A 16,287-nucleotide genomic window follows, 5' to 3' on the forward strand; every position below is an offset into this window, starting at 1 on the left:
TTGAGTTGCCGAACCTTCCGGCCACCTACGTCACGACCACCCTGAAGGACGGCGTCGTCAGCCTCGGCGCGCACGCCTTCCCGCAGGACGCCCTCGGCGCCGACACCGTCGTGATCAGGCCCGACCACCTGGGAATCTGCCGCGCCGACGTCAAGGAGATCCTCGGCTCGCGCGATGTCATGGAGGACCGCGGCCCGCTGTTCGGCCATGAACTCGTCGGCCCCGTCGCCTTCGCCGGGGCCGGTACCGGCTTCGAGGAGGGCGACCTGGTCACCCTCAACCCCAACATCACCTCGACCCGCACGACCGGCTTCGCCGAGTACGTCCTCGTCCACGGCACGAAGGAGCAGCTGGACCAGGCCGTGGTCCGGGTCCCGGAGCCGCGCCTCCGGGGCGGCGTCTGGATGCCCGAGCCGTTCGCCTGCATCGTGCACGCGCTCGGCAAACTGCTCGAACTCACGGGCCTGCCCTCCCTCCGGGGCCGGCGGGTGGGCATCATCGGCGCCGGCTGCGCGGGGCTGATGTTCGCCATGTACGCCCGGCACCTGGGCGCGTCGGTCGCGGTGTTCAACCGCGGCGAGCCGCGACGCGCCTTCGCCCAGCAGCAGGGGATCCTCGCCGAGGGCGAGATCCACCCCCTGACCGACGCGGCGGCGCAGGCCCACCGGGGCGGGTTCGACATCGTGATCGTGGCACCCACCGTCGCCACGGCGGAACTCCTGGAGACCGCCGCCGGCCTGGCGACCGACGGCGCCGTCCTGTTCGTCTACGGCGGCACCCGCAAGGGCGACACCTTCCCGGTCGGCGGGGCCGACATCGACGCCCTGCGCCGGCAGGAACGCATCGAGTCCGTGACGTACGGGGGGAAGCGGATCGACGTCTCGGGCGCCTACGGCTGCCTCCGGGAGGACTACGAGGAGGGCTTCAGGCTGCACGCCCGACACCCGCGGGACTTCCCGCTCGAAAGGCTGGCCTCACGGCGGATCACCCTCGACGAATTCCCCCGGCGCGTCATGGAGCTCGCCACCGGGGAGGCGGACTTCCCCGGCAAGGTCCTGATCACGCTCACCCCCGGGGACCGCGGCGGTGCTCCGCCGCGGCCGTGAGGGCCGCGCCGGCCGCGGCCGCGAGCACGGCGGCCGGCCGGCGAGCGCCGCGCGTCAGGCGAGCGAGTCGATCCACCGCTCCAGGCGCTGCCCTTCGGCGGCCATCAGCTCGGGCGCGCGGAAGGTGTTGGTGAGCAGCGAGATCCCCTGGTAGGCGGCGACCAGGGCGATCGCGAGTTCGCGGGAGTCCTCCTCGCGCCCCATCGCCCGGAACTGCTGCGCCGCCCAGTCGAGGAGCTGCCGCATGACCTCGGCGACGGCCTCGGCCAGGCCGTCGTCCCGCTTGTCGAGTTCCGAGGCGAGGCTTCCGGTGGGGCAGCCGTACCGGGCGGTGAGCTCGCGCTGATCGATCCAGCCGTGCAGGAGCGCCTTGAGCCTGTCCTGCGGGGTGGGGAGCTCGTCGAGTGCGTCGATCACGGACCGCAGGCTCTGCGCGTGCGCGTCGATCGCGGCCCCGACCAGCTCGTTCTTGGTCTTGAAGTAGTAGTAGACGTTGCCGACCGGAACGTCCGCCACCCGGGCGATGTCGGCGAGGGTGGTCTGTTCGACGCCCTTCTCGTGCAGCACCTGCGCCGCGGCGGCCGCCAGCCGCTCCCGCTTGCCCGGCGATCGCCGGGCGCTCTTTGAGTCAGTCACCCGACTAACTGTAGACGCCTGACGCATCGTCGGCTAGGGTCTTCCTAAGTCAGCCAACTAACTCACAAGCGGGGGATTCCCATGATCGTTGTCACGGGTGCGACCGGAAACGTCGGCCAGGAGCTCGTCCGGATCCTCGTCGGAGCCGGCGAGCAGGTGACGGCCGTCTCCCGGCGACCGGCCCGACTGCCCGACGGCGTCCGGCACCTGGAGGCGGACCTCGCCGACCCGCCGAGCCTGCGCACCGCCCTCGCCGGGGCCGATGCGCTGTTCCTGCTCGTCGCCGGCGACGCCCCAGACGGCGTCCTCGACCAGGCCCGGGCGGCCGGCGTGCGACGCGTCGTCCTCCTCTCCTCCCAGGGCGCCGGCACCCGGCCGGAGGTCTACCGCCACCCCGCCGCGTTCGAGGAGGCCGTGCGCCGCTCGGGCCTCGACTGGACGGTCCTGCGCTCCGGCGGCCTCAACTCGAACGCCTACGCCTGGGCCGAGTCGATCCGCGCCCGGCGAACGGCCGCCGCGCCGTTCGGCGACGTCGGACTGCCCACCGTCGACCCGGCGGACGTGGCCGAGGTGGCGGCGGCCGCCCTGCGCGAGGACGGCCACGCGGGCCGGACGTACGACCTCACCGGACCGGCTCCCGTCACCCCGCGCGAGCGGGCCGAGGCCCTCGGTGGGGCGGTCGGCTCCCCGGTGCGGTTCGTCGAGCAGACCCGCGCCGAGGCCCGCGCGCAGATGCTGGCGTTCATGCCCGAGCCGGTGGTGGAGGGGACTCTCGCCATCCTCGGCGAGCCGCTGCCCGCCGAGCAGGCCGTGAGCCCCGACGTCGAGCGCGTCCTCGGCCGGGCGCCGCGCACCTTCGCGGACTGGGCCGCCCGCAGCGCCCCCGCGTTCCGCTGAACTCCCGCCCGGGCCGGCCCGCGTGAACCCGGCGCCGGCCCGGGCGCCCGAACACCCCGCCACCGAAGCACCCGAACACCCGCCACCGAACGCCCCGGTGTCGCGGCGCCCCGAAGGAAGAGACCCCCTTGCCCGTTCAGCCCGTACTCGACTCCACCATGTTCCACCGGGAGCTCGGCGCCGGTGCGCCGATGGTCTTCCTGCACGGCAACCCCACCTCCTCCCACCTCTGGCGGGACGTCCTCCCGGCCGTCGGCGCGCCGGCCCGGCTGCTGGCCCCGGACCTGATCGGGATGGGCGAGTCCGGCAAGCCCGACCTCGCCTACACCTTCGCCGACCACGCCCGCTACCTGGACGCCTGGTTCGACCTCCTGGGCCTGGAGGAGGTGGTGCTGGTCGGTCACGACTGGGGCGGCGCCCTCGCCTTCGACTGGGCCGCCCGGCACCCGGGGCGGGTGCGCGGCATCGCGTTCACCGAGACCATCGTCAAGCCGATGGCCTGGGAGGAGTTCCCCGAGGGCGGCCGCGACCTGTTCCGGGCGATCAGGACGCCGCAGGTGGGCGAGGCCATGATCCTCGACGACAACCTCTTCATCGAGCAGGCCCTGCCCGGATCGGTCGCCACTCCCCTCACGCCCGAGGACCTGGACGCCTACCGCCGCCCCTACCCCACCCGGGAGAGCCGCCGCCCGCTGCTCCAGTGGCCGCGGTCGATGCCGCTCGGCGAGGAGCCCGCCGACGTCGTGGCCAGGATCCGGGACTACGACCGGTGGTTGGCGACCAGCGCCGACGTGCCCAAACTGCTGCTCACCTTCGCACCCGGGCCCGGCGCCATGATGGGCCCGGAGATCGTCGACTGGTGCGCGGAGAACATCGCCGGCCTGGAGATCGAACACAGCGACGCGGTCGCCGGACACCACACGCCGGAGGACCAGCCCCTCGCGATCGCCGCCGCCGTCACCGGCTGGGCGAACCGCCACGGGCTCCACTGAGGCCCTGGTCGCCGACGGGGCCCGACGAGGCCCGACGAGGCCCGACGGCACCCGGAGCCACGGCCGTCCGGAGACCGGGCCGTTCGCCGGGTCCGCGAGGTCCTGGCCGCGGAGATCCACCGACATCCGTCCGGCGCGACCGGCCCCGGACCGTCGGTGCCCGGCCCCGGCGTACCGCGCCGGGGCCGGGCAGCCGCCCGGTTCGTCCGGTCCGGGGTCAGTTGGCGAGGCTGAAGTCGCCGCCGACCGGTGCGGCGATCTTGTCCACGCCGGTCAGTGCGGTGAGCGCGGTGACCGGGGTGCTGCTGTCCGTGGTGGTGCCGTTGCCCAGCTGGCCGGAGCCGTTGTTGCCCCAGGACTGCACGGAGTTGTTGCCGAGCAGGGCGACGGTGTGCTCACGGCCGCCGACCACCAGCTGGACGCCCGTCACCCCCGGGACGGGCACGGGGGTGATCCGGTAGTCCGTCGTCCCGTCGCCGATCTGGCCGGAGGTGTTCTGCCCCCAGGCCTTCAGCTTGTTGTCGCTGTCGGTGACGGCGAGGCTGTGGTTGCAGCCGGCCGCGATCTGGGAGACCCCGCCGAGCCAGATGCCCTGGGTGTCGACCGGCGTGTAGCGGCTGATCGTGCTGTTGTCGCCGAGCTGGCCGGTGGCGTTGTAGCCCCAGGCCTTCACCGCGTTGCCGCTGGTGGGCTTGGTCGGGCCGCTCGGCGGACCGACCAGGGCGATGTTGTGGTTGCAGCCGGCCGCGATCCGGGTGACCCCGGTGAGGTTGGCGACCGGGGACGGCACGTTGCGACTGGCGGACGTCCCGTCGCCGAGCTGACCGTTGATGTTGTAGCCCCAGGCCCACACCGTCCCGTCCTCGCGCAGCGCCAGGCTGTGGTTGAGGCCGGCCGCGATCGCGATCACCTTGTTGAGGCCCTCGACCCGCACCGGGACGCTGCTGTCGCTGTTGGTGCCGTTCCCGAGCTGGCCGTAGTTGTTGTGGCCCCAGGCGACGACCGTCTGGTCGGCCAGCAGGGCCATGCTGTGCGCGCCGCCCGCGGCGATGTCGGTGGCGTTGGCGAGGTTGACGACCTGGCCGGGCGCGTTGTGGCCGAACACCGTGCCGTCGCCCAGCTGGCCGGAGTTGTTGGCGCCCCAGGACTGGACGGTGCGGTCGGTCAGCAGGGCGAGGCCGTGGCCGTTGGTGACCCCGGCCCCGCCGGCGGCGATCTTGACCACCTCGGCGCTGGTCAGCCCGAGCACGGTGGTGGCCGTGGTGCGGAAGTCGGTCCAGGTGCCGTCGCCGAGCTGACCGGCGCGGTTGTTGCCCCAGGACTTGAGGCGCTTCTCCTGGGCGTGCGCGCTGCCGGCCGGCAGCGCGGCCAGGCTGAGCGCGGCCGCGGCCGCCACGGTGCCGGCGAGTGCGGTGCGCAGTCGATTCCGGCGGGCGGTACGGGAGTTGGTCATGTCATTCCTTCCTGTTGGAGGGACGGGAGGTCAGCGCGCCAGGCTGAAACTGCCGTTGGAGGGCGCCGCGACCATGGAGACGCTGCCGGACTTCGCCAGCACCTGCACCGGGGTCGGGCGCTGGGTGGTGGTGCCGTCGCCCAGCTGCCCCTTGTCGTTGAGGCCCCAGGCCTGGACGGTGCCGTCGGAGAGCACCGCCAGGTTGTGGGCGGAGCCGGAGGCGATGCCGACCACGGCCGAGACGCCGGGGAGGGGCACGCTGGTGTTGCGCTGGGTGAGGGTGCCGTCGCCGACCTGGCCCTTGTCGTTCAGACCCCAGCCGCGCAGGGTGCGGTCCTGCAGCAGGGCGATGGTGTGCGCGGCACCGGCGGAGAGCGCGGTGACGTTCTTGAGTTCCACCACCGGCACCGGGTAGGGCTTGTCGAGGACCGTGTCGTCGCCCAGCTGGCCCTTGTCGTTGAGGCCCCAGGCCATCACCGAGCCGTCCGCGAGCAGGGCCAGCGCGTGGGAGACCCCCGCGGTGACGGACTTCACCGTGGTCAGTTCCGGCACCACGACGGCGGTCGTCCGGGTGGCCGGGGCCGGCTTGGGGATCGGCGCCGTCGAACTGGACGCCTTCGGGGTGATGCCGAGCTGGCCCTTGTCGTTGTTGCCCCAGGTCTTCACCGTGCCGTCCTTCAGCAGGGCCATGCTGAAGGCGTCGCCGGCCGCGATCGCCTTGACGTCCTCCAGGCCGGCCACCGTCACCGGGAGGGGCGCGTTGACGGTGGTGCCGTTGCCGAGCTGCCCCTTGTCATTGAGGCCCCACGCCCTGACGGTGCCGTCCTTCAGCAGGGCGAGCGCGTGCGCGCCGCCCGCCGCGATCGCCTCGACGCCGCCCAGGCCCGCCACCAGACCGGGCACCGCCCACTCGTCGGTCGTGCTGACGGCGCCGTTGCCGAGCTGGCCCTTGTCGTTCTTGCCCCACGCCTCGACGGTGCCGTTGGCGATCAGGGCCAGGCCGAACCCGGACCCGGTGGAGCCGCCGGTGCCACCGGCGGCGACGGAGTTCAGCTCGGCCCCGGACAGCCCCACCACGGAGGTCGGAGTGAGCCGCTGGGTCTTGGTGCCGTCGCCCAGCTGACCGCTGGTGTTCAGCCCCCAGGAGCGCAGTCGCAGGTCGTAGGCGGAGGCGGCGGAAGTCGGCAGCGCGACGGAACCGAGCAGGGCCAGGCTCGCGACCAGTGCGGGCGCGGCGGTCGCGGGCAGGCGGCGGAGCTTGCGGTGCAGCGGGTGCATGTCGTCCTCAGGGGTCAATGGGGCGGGTGTCTCGGACATCGGGGATTGCTCGTCGGGCACCGGGACCGGCCGTCGACCCGGCCACCGGGTGCTGCCCGGCTCCGGCCGGCCCGCTCACCGACGGCCCGGCGGCCGGGCGGGGGCGACGGGAGGGCACGGGGCGCGGATGGGCGGTACCGGCGACGGGCCGTACGGCACCCGGCCGCACGGGAACAGACGGAAGTGATTGCCGGATCAACCACATACCTGCCCTGCGGGCAGAAGGACCGTGCGGCTGCGGAGGACTTTCCATACCTATGGCCCAAGCTTGATAGTTCGTCGTCGCCCTATCGGCCCGCCACTGTTGCGACGCCCGGTCGCAGCCCGAAGCATGACCTCTGGGCCTGAATGATCATCAGTCGGATGTGAGATCAAGCGCCGTACTTCGAAGCCGACTTCAGCGGGAGCGACCGTGCTGCGGACAGCCAGAGCCAGACTTCTCATCGTGACCCTCGGTGGCGCCATCGCCGTGGCGGCGCCCGCGCCCGCCGGGGCGGAGGACACCGAGCCCGCCGTGGTGGTGAACGGGACCTTCTCGGCGCCCACGGTTCCCGCCGAGAAGACCTTCTCCGCGGGCGTCGAGGGCTGGACCAGCACCGGCGGCGTGGCCTCGGCCACCCGCGCCGCGCACCCGCAGGGCTTCCAGGCGGCCACGCTCGGCTGGAACGGCGGGGGGATCTCGATCGGCACCCGACTGCGCGGCGTGCGCAAGGGTGCCACGGTCACCCTCAGCTGGGACGACAACCCCGACGTCTGCGTGACATCGGGCAATGCCAAACGGGCCTACACCATGACGGTGGCCGGCGACACCAACACGCCGGGCAGATTCACCACCAACAACCCGACCGGCAAGGCGAACTGGTTCCTCGGCCGCACCTACTCCTTCACCGCCGCCGAGGACAGCCCGCAGATCACCTTCGCCTCCACCGACACCGACAAGCCCTCGTGCGGCGCGCTGATCACCAACGTCGCCGCCAAACAGACCGCCCCGCCCCTCGGGCCGCCCCAGGGCACGGCCTCCAGCGATCCCTGCGCGGGCGAGGCGGCGAGCAACCCGCAGTGCAAGGACGTCGCCGACAACAAGAACCAGATCTCCAAGTGCCCGCCCACCGACCGGGACTGCCTCGCGGGCGTCGCGGGCAAGGGCGAGAAGGAGAACGCCGGAATCGACAAGGAGACCCAGGCCGTCGAGGACTTCGGCAAGGTCCCCCGCGACCAGGACCCCAACACGGCGGCCGCCGGCCTCTGCGCGCTGCCGAACGCCCTGACCGCCGACGTCCAACCCGGTGACGCGGTCGTCCCGCCGAGCGACTGGTGGTTCTGCTGATGACGCGCCGTCTCCCGCACCCGCTCCCCCGCCGCGTCCTGTGCTCGCTGGCGACCGCCGGGCTGGCGCTGGTCGCCGCTCCACCGGCGGCCGTGGCCGCCGACACGGTGGACGCCCACGTCCCCAACGGGACCTTCGCCAGCCCCGTGGCGCCCGACAACGGCACGGCGGCCGGTCACACCGACTGGTCCCCGGACACCACCGGCGTGGTCTTCGGCAAGGCGCTCGCCCAGCACCCGCTCGGCTACCAGGCCGCCTCGCTCAACTGGAACGGCGCCGCGCTGTCCATGCGCACCCGGCTCTGGGGCGTGAAGGCCGGCTCCCACCTCACCCTGAGCTGGGACGACAGCCCCGGCGTGGACCGCCGGTGCACGCCCGAGCAGCTCAAGGACGGCCAGACCTACAACGTCTCCCTCATCACCGCCGGGCCGGCGCCCGACCCGGTGGTCACCACCAAGGGCACCGACACCGTCGGCACCGCCAACTGGACCACCGGCCGGACCTTCGAGTTCGACGCCACCGAGGACAACCCGATGGTCTCCTTCGACTCCGCCGAACAGCGCACCTCGCTCTCCTGCGGCCCGCTGATCACCAACGTCACGGCCAAGCAGACCCCGGCCCCCGCCGACCAGAAGATCCGCAAGGAGCAGCTGCCCGGCCCCAAGGCCTACCGCGGCAACGACCCGCTGGAGCCGGGCGTGGCCGTGGACGACTGCGAAGGGTCCGCGACCAACTGCGTGTTCACCGTGGACAACCGGTACTCGTACCCGTACTACGGCCAGACCCGGATCGTGGGCGAGGTGTACATCAACTGCACCCGCAACGCCGTGGTCGACGACCGGAGGATGGAGAACACCGAGCCCCCGTACGACAGCCTGACCCAGTACTACGCGCTCAAGGGCACCCCGCTGGTCCCCAGCCGCTCCGACATCTCCCAGAGCCGCCCCAATCTGGCCTCCCAGGTGGCCGCCGGCTTCAGCATGGCGGGCGGCAACTCCGCGGCCATGAACACCAGCAGCCCGCTCACCTGGTCGAGGACGACCACCAAGCAGCTCAACCCCACCATCCAGCCGGGCGAGATGAGCTGGATCGAGGTCCAGCCCGCCCGTGAGCGGGTCGTCGGCAGCTTCGCCAACGCCCGCAACAAGTACCGCCTCGACGCCACCTTCGACGTCCCCTCCAGCTCGCTGCCGGACCGCTACTACCAGCGCACCGGACCGCTCACCGACGTCGAGCTCAAGCGCTGCGGATCCGCCCGGCCCACCGCCGGCACCCCGGACAACGGGGCCGGGCCGGACAAGCGCCTGCTCACCGTCGAAGCCCCGCCCGCGGGGGTGCCCACCAGGGCCGTTCCGCTCAGTCCCTGAGACTGCCGCACACGACTCGGCCGCCTGCCCGAATGCCGGGCAGGCGGCCGAGTCGTGTGCGGCGGGGTCAAGCCAGCGGTGCCCAGCTCCCGTCGGCGGCCAGTCGGTACTGCCCGACGGGCCGGGCTCCGTCGGTGCGCGGCGCCGCCTCGACGAGGTCGCCCCCGGCCACCCCGCGGTTCCCCGGCGGAGGGGCCGGCTGAGGGGTCGGGGTGGGGTTCGGCGCCGGGGTGAAGCCGGGGCGGAGCGACAGGCAGTGGTTCCTGGCGCTGAAGGTCTGCGCGACCACCGTGCTGACGTTCACGCTGGAGGGACTGTCGACGATGACGTTCTTGATCAGCTTGCCGATGCCGCCCACCGTCAACTCCCCCACCGTGCGCGTCATGGCGTTGAGCACGCCGAACTGCAGCTCGTCGCCCGACTTCACGGTGAACTTCACCTGCGTGGTCTCGGTGCTGGTCCGCTTCCACTCGTGCGAGTAGGTGGCCTTGAAGGCGAGCTCGAAGGTGGCCTTCGCACTCAGCTTCAACTGCGCCGCACCCGTCACGGTGCCGCCGACGGCGAGGGTGGCGCCGTTGGCGATGTCCGCGTTGGGGCCCTTGTCGGTGGGCGCGGTGTGGTCGGTGTGGGTGACCTCGGTCTTGTTGCTGCCGGTGGCGCTCGCGGAGACGTCCGTGGTGTTGTCGATCACGCCCTCCAGGCCCACCTTGCCGGAGATCTCACCGCCGATGTTGTCCGTCGTACTCGACTCCAGCACCACCGTCCGGTAGACGTCGATCGGCTTGTTGGTGCAGTTGATCGCCGCATTGCCCACCGAGAGCACGGCCGTGGTGTACTCGCGCGAGAGCGCCGGCAGGACGCGGAACGAGCAGTCGTGCTCCTGCCCGCAGCTGCGGGCGAGCGCGGGCGCGTCCTCGTCCGGGGCGGCACCGCCCGGGACGGGCTCCACCGCCTCGGCGCCGGGCGCGGGAGCGGCACCGCCCTGCGCCGTGGCAGGCCCGGCGCCCAGCGCCAGCACCGTCACCGCGGCCGTCAGGGCCGTGAGGTACCCGGACACGTCGTTCTCCTTCCCGCGCCTCACCGCTGCCTCCAGGTGCCCTGCGCGGTCCGCACGAACACCGCGTCCGCCGGCCGCCGGGCGCTCTCGGCCCGCCCGGGGGCGAGCTCCACCAACCCGCCGCCCGCCGAACGGCCCGGAGGCCGCAACGACAGGCACTTGTCCGGGACGGCGAAGGTCTGCGCGACCACCGAGCTGACGTTGACGCTCGACGGGCTGTCCACCGTGATGTTCTTGATCAGCTTTCCGGTGCCGGTCACCTTCAGCTCACCGGACGCCCGCGACATGGCGTTCACCATCCCGAACTGGATCTCGTCACCGGAGCTGACGGTGAACACCACCCTGGTCGTCTCGGTGGTCACGGCCTGCCACTGCCGCGAGAAGGAGGCCTGGAAGGCCGACTCGAAGGTGGCCTTGGCACCCAGGTGCAGCGCGTTCGAGCCGGACACCGTCCCGGTCGCCTCGGCCGTGTTCTTGATCTGGTCCTCGGTGTACGGGCCCTTGTCCTTGTTCGGCCCGAAGTTGGTGACGCTGTTCACCATGCCCGGCGTCGCGGTCGCCGAGCCCGAGACGGTCACCGTGGTGTCCACCCCGCCCTCCAGCGCGGCCTTGCCGGAGATCTCACCGCCGATGTTGTCGGTGCTGCTGGTCACGAAGGTGACGGTGCGGTCGATCTCCAGGTCGCTGTCCGTGCAGTTGATCGCCGCGTTCCCCACCGACAGGACGCCGCTCACGAACTCGCGCGGGGCCCGGTCGTACATCCGGAAACTGCACGCCGAGGCCTTGGCGCACAGGCTCGTGACCTCCCCGGTGGAGGCCAGCGGCGTCGCCCCGTCGAGCGCCTGCGCCGGTGGCGGGGGCGGGGCTCCGTCGCTGCCGGCGGCGCTGCCCGGCACCGCGAGCGGGGCCAGCACTCCTATCGCGACCCCCGGGACCAGGACGGCGAAGCGGATACCGCGCCGCCATGTCGGCGGGCAGGCGAGAACGACCACGGGAGCTCTCCTCACTCGTCGGGTGGGCGGTGCCGGGCCGGGGTCCGATCGCCGCGCACCGCGGACGTCTCCCCGGTCACGGCTGCCGCCGGCCCTGACGCCCCGGCACCCGGGACGCCCTTCGGCCCTCCCATCCTCGGCGACAGCCCCATCGCACGCGAACGGCCGCCTCGCGATCGTGCGCCATTCGATGAACCGTCAATCCCACCGAGGAGCGCTCACCCCCGGGCGACGGCGTGACGTCCGCGCCCGGGTCGTCGTCACCCCGTCGGCGGCCTGGTCGCGGGCGGCTGCCGGTCGTCCCTCGTCCAGGCGCCGACGCCGAGGCGTCCGGTGGTGCCCAGGTCGAGTTCCGGGGTGACCGTCACGGGAGCCGCGCCCGGGGTGGCGCGCACCCGCACGTAGGGGGCGTTGACCGGTTCCCCGGCCTCGGTGGTGTTGCGCCAGACCAGGGTGGACCGGGCGCCCTCCCCCGGCTGCAGCACGAGCTCCCGCGGCGGGTCGTCCGCACCGGTGCCGGTGGCGATCGCGGCGCCGCCGTGCAGGATGCCCACCCCGTCGATCGCCCGGTGGTCCAGGTCGAGCAGTTCCAGCTCCGGGTAGCCGTTGACGGTCACCGCGGACGCCCCGCAGTTGGCCAGGTGCAGGCCGACCACGCGCAGGCCCATCGCGGCGTCCCCGTCGTCCGCGAAGAGGCGCAGTCCGGACGCCGGACACGGGCCACCGGGCTTCGGGGCCTCGGCGCTGGGCACGCTCCGGACCTTGACGATCTTCACCTGCGGGCGGGCGCCCGGCCGCGTCGGCCCGTCCTTGCCCAACTCGACCCGCCCCTTCTCGGTGGCTCCCGGGGCGAGCGCGGTGACGGTGCGCGTCACGTTGTCCAGCGCGCCCCCGGACGCGTCGAGCCGACCGAGCGTCACGGTGACGTCGGACGGTTCGCCACCCGGGTTGGTCACCTCGTACTCCGCACAGACCGCGTTGACGGCGGTGATCCGCACCCCGTCCCGGTCGAGCCCGGACGGCGGCTGCGCCGTCGCGGACGGCGACGGCCGCTCGGGCCCGCACGGCCCGGCGGCGCCGGAGGCCGACGCGGTGCCGGCGGGGTGGGACCCGCAGCCCGCGAGCAGGGTGGCGGCGACCGCCACGGCCGCCACGGCGGCGGGCCGCCGGGTCGTCAGCAGTGGGCCGTTCTTGTCGAAGTGATGCATCGAACGATGCGATCACAGACCGCCCCGGGGCAGCCGTGACCTGCACCACTTCCCGTGCAACAGCCCTGCAACACCCCGAGGCGCCTGCTCGTTCACGGGCGGTGCGGTCCTGCGGACCCGGCCGGGGTGCGCAGCGCGAGCACGGCCAGGTCGTCGCGGCCGTCGCCCAGGCGGGCGTCGGCCAGGGTCCGGCACAGCTCGTCCAGGGGCAGCCGGAGGTGGGCGGCGGCGACCCGGGCGAGGTCGGCGAGGCCGGCGTCGAGGGAGCGGTCGGGGTGCTCGACCAGTCCGTCGGTGAACAGGAGGAGGGTGGCGCCGCCGGGGAGCAGACGGGTGTGGTCGGGGCGGGGCACGTCGGCGTCGACGCCGAGCGGGAGACCGGGTTCGGCCTCCAGGTACTCGGCGGTGCCGTCGGGCCCGAGCAGCAGCGGCGGCGGGTGCCCGGCGGTGCTCCAGCGCAGGAGCCAGCCGCCTCGGACCGGTTCCACCCGGGCGAGGCAGGCCGTGGTGATCGGGTTGTCGGTGATCGCCAGGACGGTGCGGTCGAGCTGGGTCAGGACGGCGCTGGGCGGGGTGCGGCGGTCGTAGAGCAGGGCGCGCAGCATGTTGCGGGTCTGGGACATGGTGGCGGCGGCCTTCAGGTCGTGGCCGACGACGTCGCCGATGACCAGGGCGCAGGCGCCGTCGGGCAGCATCAGGGCGTCGTACCAGTCGCCGCCGACCTGGTCCGGGGTCGCGGCGGGGCGGTAGACCGCGGCCACGGAGAACGGCGCCAGGTCGGGCAGGCGGGGCAGCAGCAACCGCTGGAAGGTCTCGGCGTTGGCGCGGACCCGCTGGTAGAGGCGGGCGTTCTCGATGGCGAGGCCGGCCGCGCCGGCGAGCGCGACGACGATGTCCTGGTCGCGCTCGTCGAACGGCTCGCCGTCGCGCCGTTCCGTGAGGTAGAGGTTCCCGTAGACCCGTCCGCGGGAGGTGACGGCGACCCCGAGCAGCGTGCGCATGGCCGGGTGGCCGGCCGGGAAGCCGACCGAGTCGGGGTGCGCGCCGATGTCGGCGGCGCGCAGCGGTTCGGGGTGCTGGATCAGGTGTCCGAGGAGGCCCCGCCCGTGCGGGAGGGCGACACCGGCCAGGGCCGCCCTCTCCTGCTCGCTCAGCCCGGCGGGAAGGAACTCCTCCAGTTCCCCGCCGTCCTCGCTCAGCACGCCGAGCGCGCCGTAGCGGGCGTCGACCAGGGCCATCGCGGTGGTGATGAGGCGCTCGAGGACGGTGGGCAGGTCCAGTTCACTGCCGACCGCCATGACCGCGTCGAGCAGGTCCTGGAAGCGGCTCTGGGCGTGGGCCAGGTCGCGCAGGCGGCCGGTCACCCGGTCCAGCTCGGTGTCCAGGTGATCGTCGGGGTCGTCCGGCTTCTGGGGGTGTTGCTCCCGGTCCATCGAGCCTCCGGTGTCCTGTCGGCCTGCGCGCCCGCGGGGGTTTGCGACGCCGTACCCGGCCGAAGGCGGCCTCCCGGCGTGCGGTCCCACTCCCCACCCTAGGCACCAGCACGGCTCGGTGCGGTGGGCACGGGTCGAACGGCCCGCCACGCCCGGCGACCGTGCGGCGGCTCAGGGTGACCCCTCGGCCGGGGCCGCTGCCGGTAGGGGCGCGGGGGTGAGCCGGAGCGAGAGGAAGTAGGAGACCACGACCGCGACGATCACGAGCGGCATCACGGTGAGGCCCTCCGTTCCCAGCAGCAGGGTGGCCAGCAGGACCGCCGTCATCGGCAGCTTGAGCATCGCCACGCACATCGCTCCGACGCCCATCGCGAAGCCGGACGCCGTGTCCAGTCCGGCGAGGTGGGCCAGGGCCATCCCGCCGGCCGCCCCCACGAACATCGACGGAAAGACCGGGCCGCCGCGGAAGGCGCTGAGGGAGAGGCTGTACGCCACGGCCTTGCAGACCAGCAGGACCACCAGGGCGCCGGCCGAGTACCCGGCCTCGTCGGCGAGCAGCGGGCCGAGCGCGGACTGGCCCGAGTACAGCACCTCGGACGCCTCGTTGCCCGTCCACTCGGCGTACACCAGCGCGGCCACTCCCACGAGCGCACCGGTCAGCACCGTGGCCGTCACCCGCCGCCGCTCGACCCGGGCCTGGAGGAACAGCGCCGACCGGTGGATCGCCGCACCGAGGAGCGCGGCGGCGACGCCGATGGCGAGGGCCCAGCCGAATCCGGCGGCGTCGGGGCGGTCGGCGTGCGGCACCTGCTGGACGGTCAGCGAGTACGTGCCGAGGCCGGTCCACGACCCCAGGCCGGTGAAGATCAGTGCACCGACGCCGGCGGCGAGCAGCCCCGGCGCCAGAATGATCCCCATCATGGCGCCGCCGAGGCCGGCCGCCTCCATCAGGAGGAACGCTCCGAGCAGCGGCGAGCCGAGGAGCGTGCTGACGGCCGCGAAGCTCCCCGCGGCCCCCAGCACGGCGCTCGCGTTCGGCTGGATGTCCCGCTTCACCGCCCGGACGGCGAACACCGCCAGGCCGCCGCCGAGCGCGATCAGCGGAGCCTCGGGCCCGAGCACCACACCGGCTCCCAGCGAGGCGATCGCCGCGAGCGCGATACCGGGCAGCTCCGGCGCCGAGGGTGCTCCCTTGGTCACCAGGCCCTCGGCCGGTCGGTGCCCGCCGCCCCCCGGCAGGTACCGGATGCTCAGTGCCACCAGCAGGCCGGCCAGGGCGAGCAGCGGGATCGGCCACCACGACGGCGTCCCGGCGAAACCGAGGCCCCGGGGGAGGTCGGTGTAGGTCAGCGACTGCAGTTCGGAGACGAGTGCGAGGAAGCCGAACGCGGCGACGGAGATCGGAATGCCCAGAAGTGCCGTCATGACCAGCAGGACCGCGTACCCGCGGGTGCGGACCAGCGCGAACGGATCCGGGGGTGCGGCGGCAGGCGGTCCCCCGGGCGTTGCCGGCATGCTCATCGTCTCCTCGGCACGAGCCGTCCCGGACGCGTCGGTCACAGGGCTCCGCTCCGTCGTATCACGCACGGCGCAGGACCCGGTGTCACGGCGCTTCGACTGTCCGGCGCTCCGCCGAAGATCATTCCCGTGGCTCAGCGCCGTGCCCGGCGGCGCGGACCGGGCACCCGCTCGCCGGCGGGCGCCGTCGAAACGGTCTCCGGGGCGTCCGGGCCGCTCCCGGGCGCCCGCCCGGCGGCAGGAGCGGCTTCACGGACGGCGCCCGGCGGGTCAGTCCGCCGGGATGTGGGCGAGCATGCGCTCCATGCCGCCCACCCAGTTGGCCCGGAGCGCCTCGATGGCACCGGCGAGGTCGTCCTCCAGGAGCCTGCGGGCGATCTCGCAGTGCTCCTCGGACTCGCGGGCCACCGGTTCGTCCTCGGCGACGACCAGGTTCTCGTAGCGCCGCATCCCGGCCTTGACGCCGGCGAGCAGGTCGAGCAGGCGCTCGTTCGGGCAGCCGCTGAGCAGCAGGCCGTGCCACTCGTCGTCGCGCCGGTCGACCGTCGCGTGCTCGGCCACCGCGTCGGGGAACCCCTGGGCCATCCGCAGCAGTTCCGGGGCGATCCGCCGCAGGTGCACCGGGTCGGAGGACTCCAGCGCCAGGGACTCCAGCGCCGCGACGATCGCGACCAGTTCGCGGAACTCCTTGCGGCTGACCGGCGCGAAGCGGAAGCCGCGGCCCTGGCTGCTCTCCAGGACGCCCTCGCCCGCCAGCGTGATCAGTGCCTCGCGCAGCGGGGTGCGGCTGACGCCGAGTTCGGCCGCCAGGACGGCCTCGTTGACGTCGGTGCCCGCGGCGAACTCCCCGCGGGTGAGCCGCTCCATCAGCTCGTCGCGGATCTGCTCGCGCAGCGGACGGCGCTCGATCGCCATCGCACTCCCCCATCTCTGAATCTCCGACAGAACCCTTGACCGCATGCAGAGTACTGCACTATGCATTCT

At 73.4% G+C, this 16,287-nt stretch carries 14 protein-coding genes; 5 read left to right on the forward strand and 9 right to left on the reverse strand.

Features of this window, described 5'->3' with window-relative positions; genetic code table 11:
- Nucleotides 1-5 precede the first annotated feature (5 nt).
- A complete protein-coding gene (locus tag ACWDRR_RS33520; protein ID WP_449776029.1) occupies nucleotides 6-1,106 on the forward strand; it encodes an alcohol dehydrogenase catalytic domain-containing protein in 1,101 nt (366 codons plus the stop codon).
- Between the two features lie 54 nt (nucleotides 1,107-1,160).
- Here the strand turns inward: ACWDRR_RS33520 and ACWDRR_RS33525 are convergent, their stop codons facing one another.
- Nucleotides 1,161-1,742 carry a TetR/AcrR family transcriptional regulator gene (locus ACWDRR_RS33525; RefSeq protein WP_449776030.1) on the reverse strand — a complete coding sequence of 194 codons (582 nt, stop codon included), beginning with the start codon at nucleotides 1,740-1,742 and terminating at the stop codon, nucleotides 1,161-1,163.
- Nucleotides 1,743-1,823: 81 nt separating this feature from the next.
- On the opposite strand from ACWDRR_RS33525, the gene ACWDRR_RS33530 reads away from it, so the two are divergent.
- Together ACWDRR_RS33530 and ACWDRR_RS33535 are read left to right on the forward strand one after the other, a co-directional pair.
- Complete coding sequence (locus ACWDRR_RS33530) at nucleotides 1,824-2,639, forward strand: NAD(P)H-binding protein (RefSeq protein ID WP_449776031.1); 816 nt, start codon at nucleotides 1,824-1,826, stop codon at nucleotides 2,637-2,639.
- A gap of 128 nt (nucleotides 2,640-2,767) precedes the next feature.
- Entirely contained in the window at nucleotides 2,768-3,631 is an 864-nt protein-coding gene (locus ACWDRR_RS33535) for a haloalkane dehalogenase (RefSeq protein WP_449776032.1), read from the forward strand.
- A gap of 217 nt (nucleotides 3,632-3,848) precedes the next feature.
- On the opposite strand, the gene ACWDRR_RS33540 is transcribed toward ACWDRR_RS33535, so the two are convergent.
- Both ACWDRR_RS33540 and ACWDRR_RS33545 read right to left on the reverse strand, forming a co-directional pair.
- The gene (locus tag ACWDRR_RS33540; protein WP_449776033.1) at nucleotides 3,849-5,084 is read right to left on the reverse strand and encodes an RCC1-like domain-containing protein; all 1,236 of its coding nucleotides are present in this window, start codon (nucleotides 5,082-5,084) and stop codon (nucleotides 3,849-3,851) included.
- Nucleotides 5,085-5,114: 30 nt separating this feature from the next.
- Nucleotides 5,115-6,380: an RCC1 domain-containing protein gene (locus ACWDRR_RS33545; protein ID WP_449776034.1), complete on the reverse strand. Its 1,266-nt coding sequence runs from the start codon at nucleotides 6,378-6,380 to the stop codon at nucleotides 5,115-5,117.
- Between the two features lie 466 nt (nucleotides 6,381-6,846).
- Between ACWDRR_RS33545 and ACWDRR_RS33550 the strand changes: the two genes are divergently transcribed.
- Entirely contained in the window at nucleotides 6,847-7,728 is an 882-nt protein-coding gene (locus tag ACWDRR_RS33550; protein WP_449776035.1) for a hypothetical protein, read from the forward strand.
- Complete coding sequence (locus tag ACWDRR_RS33555) at nucleotides 7,728-9,095, forward strand: hypothetical protein (RefSeq protein WP_449776036.1); 1,368 nt, start codon at nucleotides 7,728-7,730, stop codon at nucleotides 9,093-9,095. Before ACWDRR_RS33550 ends, ACWDRR_RS33555 begins: the two co-directional genes overlap by 1 nt.
- 67 nt (nucleotides 9,096-9,162) lie before the next feature.
- On the opposite strand, the gene ACWDRR_RS33560 is transcribed toward ACWDRR_RS33555, so the two are convergent.
- The 6 genes from ACWDRR_RS33560 to ACWDRR_RS33585 all read right to left on the reverse strand — a co-directional run bounded on the left by ACWDRR_RS33560 (nucleotide 9,163) and on the right by ACWDRR_RS33585 (nucleotide 16,218).
- Complete coding sequence (locus ACWDRR_RS33560) at nucleotides 9,163-10,152, reverse strand: hypothetical protein (RefSeq protein ID WP_449776037.1); 990 nt, start codon at nucleotides 10,150-10,152, stop codon at nucleotides 9,163-9,165.
- Nucleotides 10,153-10,172: 20 nt separating this feature from the next.
- Nucleotides 10,173-11,144, reverse strand: coding sequence for a hypothetical protein (locus ACWDRR_RS33565; protein ID WP_449776038.1), 972 nt, complete (start codon nucleotides 11,142-11,144; stop codon nucleotides 10,173-10,175).
- Nucleotides 11,145-11,404: 260 nt separating this feature from the next.
- A complete protein-coding gene (locus tag ACWDRR_RS33570) occupies nucleotides 11,405-12,352 on the reverse strand; it encodes a DUF4232 domain-containing protein (protein ID WP_449776039.1) in 948 nt (315 codons plus the stop codon).
- Between the two features lie 92 nt (nucleotides 12,353-12,444).
- Complete coding sequence (locus tag ACWDRR_RS33575; protein WP_449776040.1) at nucleotides 12,445-13,785, reverse strand: PP2C family protein-serine/threonine phosphatase; 1,341 nt, start codon at nucleotides 13,783-13,785, stop codon at nucleotides 12,445-12,447.
- A gap of 171 nt (nucleotides 13,786-13,956) precedes the next feature.
- Nucleotides 13,957-15,300 carry a chloride channel protein gene (locus tag ACWDRR_RS33580; RefSeq protein WP_449776041.1) on the reverse strand — a complete coding sequence of 448 codons (1,344 nt, stop codon included), beginning with the start codon at nucleotides 15,298-15,300 and terminating at the stop codon, nucleotides 13,957-13,959.
- A gap of 273 nt (nucleotides 15,301-15,573) precedes the next feature.
- The gene (locus tag ACWDRR_RS33585; RefSeq protein WP_449776042.1) at nucleotides 15,574-16,218 is read right to left on the reverse strand and encodes a GntR family transcriptional regulator; all 645 of its coding nucleotides are present in this window, start codon (nucleotides 16,216-16,218) and stop codon (nucleotides 15,574-15,576) included.
- Nucleotides 16,219-16,287 lie beyond the last annotated feature (69 nt).

The organism is Kitasatospora sp. NPDC003701, assembly GCF_053587085.1.